We start from the raw sequence: 1,841 nt of genomic DNA on the forward strand, positions 1-1,841 counted from the left end.
TCGCTTCAACGTTGCCGTTCTTGAACAGCATCAGGGTCGGGATACCACGCACGCCGTGCTTGGCCGGAGTTTCCTGGTTTTCGTCGATGTTCAGTTTGGCAACGGTCAGCTTGCCTTTGTAAGTCTCGGCAATTTCGTCCAGAACAGGAGCGATCATTTTGCAAGGGCCGCACCACTCAGCCCAGTAATCGACCAGTACAGCGCCTTCAGCCTTGAGTACGTCGGCCTCGAAGCTAGCGTCGCTAACGTGTTTGATAAGATCGCTGCTCATGGAATTCTCCAGGGTTGTAAGCAAAAAAACGTGGCCCATCATAGCTGCCCTTCCCGTGTTCAGGAAGGTGCAGATGATTGAGTCTCGCTATGGTGGTCCATGAGTTTGGGTATAGCCCAGGTCACGCAGTGGCGGGAGCGACGAAGGCGATTCCGGTGCGCAAGGCGGCATTGCGCACATGTTCGTGCATGGCTTTCTGTGCGGCCCCTGAGGCTCGGCGTGCCAGTGCGCGAAGGATTTTGCGGTGTTCCTGCCAGGTTTCCATGGCCCGTTCGGCCCGGATGAACGGTAGCTTCTGGCTCTCCAGGAAGATGTCGGCACTGGCGGTGAGGATGCTCAGCATCGCCTGATTGCCGCTGGCCAGCAGAATTCGACGGTGAAATTCGAAGTCCAGGCGCGCCGCCGCTTCAAAGTCGCCAGACTTCAATTCGTTGCGCATGGCGGCGACATTGTCTTGCAGCGCATCGAGCTCATCGGTACTCAAGGTCACGGCCGCCAGCCCTGCGGCAAACCCCTCCAGCGCATAGCGCAACTGAAAAATGTCCAGCGGCGAAGCCTGCGCCGCGAATGGCCAGCCCGGCGCCGCATCGCCTCGCGGCAGCTCCACTGGTGATTGCACAAACACGCCTTTGCCCGGCTGGATACTGATGACCCCCAGTGCGCTCAGGGACGACAACGCCTCGCGCAACGATGCCCGACTGACCCCCAATTGCACCGCCAGATCCCGTTGCGAGGGCAAGGCATCCCCGGGCCCGAAGCCCTGTTCGGTGATCAGTTTGCGGATGGCTTGCAGCGCCACTTCGGGTACGGCACGGGAGATCGAGTTCATGATTTTCCAGACGAACCAGGCCAATGTGCGGCCAGTTGTAAAGCTATTCGCGGCGTCCGGCAAGTCGTGCCCCATGGGGGTTCGGGAATTTTAACGGGTGCGCTATCGAGGTGCGAAACGCGACTCGACTGTTCAGACCAGTAAGACCTTCCGACACCAGTAAAACCGCGCGCTGGCGCCCCCATGGCCCGAGGTTGGCATGGCCCATGCTCTGTCGATCCGCAGACATTCCTTCTCGTCGATTCGGAGATCTGCCATGACCCAGCGTTACAGCGCACTCATCAAAGTCTTGTTCGCTAGCCTGATGCTGAGCCAGGCACCCGCCCACGCCGACGGTCTGGAGGATGTGGTCAAGCGCGGCGTCCTCAAGGTTGCCGTGCCCCAGGACTTCCCGCCCTTCGGCTCGGTCGGCCCGGACATGAAACCTCGCGGCCTGGATATCGATACTGCAAAACTGCTGGCCGACCAGCTCAAGGTCAAACTCGAACTGACTCCGGTCAACAGCACCAACCGCATCCCGTTCCTGACCACCGGCAAGGTCGACCTGGTGATTTCCAGCCTTGGCAAAAACCCCGAGCGGGAAAAAGTCATCGACTTCTCCCGCGCCTATGCACCGTTCTACCTCGCCGTGTTCGGCCCGCCAGAAGCCGACATCAAAGGCCTGGACGACCTCAAGGGCAAGACCGTCAGCGTCACCCGTGGCGCCATCGAAGACATCGAGCTGAGCAAGGTCGCGCCCGA

3 protein-coding genes are annotated in these 1,841 nt (G+C 60.1%); 1 reads left to right on the forward strand and 2 read right to left on the reverse strand.

Annotated features, from left to right (window positions below):
* Both trxA and D8V06_RS07380 read right to left on the reverse strand, forming a co-directional pair.
* The coding region (gene trxA / locus D8V06_RS07375; RefSeq protein WP_130930709.1) for a thioredoxin TrxA at positions 1-271 on the reverse strand (271 nt) is incomplete at its 3' end.
* 121 nt (positions 272-392) lie between these two features.
* The gene (locus D8V06_RS07380) at positions 393-1,100 is read right to left on the reverse strand and encodes a FadR/GntR family transcriptional regulator (RefSeq protein WP_056854091.1); all 708 of its coding nucleotides are present in this window, start codon (positions 1,098-1,100) and stop codon (positions 393-395) included.
* A gap of 256 nt (positions 1,101-1,356) precedes the next feature.
* On the opposite strand from D8V06_RS07380, the gene D8V06_RS07390 reads away from it, so the two are divergent.
* The coding region (locus D8V06_RS07390; RefSeq protein WP_130930710.1) for a transporter substrate-binding domain-containing protein at positions 1,357-1,841 on the forward strand (485 nt) is incomplete at its 3' end.

The sequence above is a fragment of the Pseudomonas sp. Sample_24 genome, from assembly GCF_004307605.1.
Classification (GTDB): Bacteria; Pseudomonadota; Gammaproteobacteria; order Pseudomonadales; family Pseudomonadaceae; genus Aquipseudomonas.

Coding starts and splice junctions, on each gene's coding strand:
- D8V06_RS07380 (WP_056854091.1), bottom strand. CDS start 1,100: ATGAACTCGATCTCCCGTGCCGTACCCGAAGTGGCGCTGCAAGCCATC.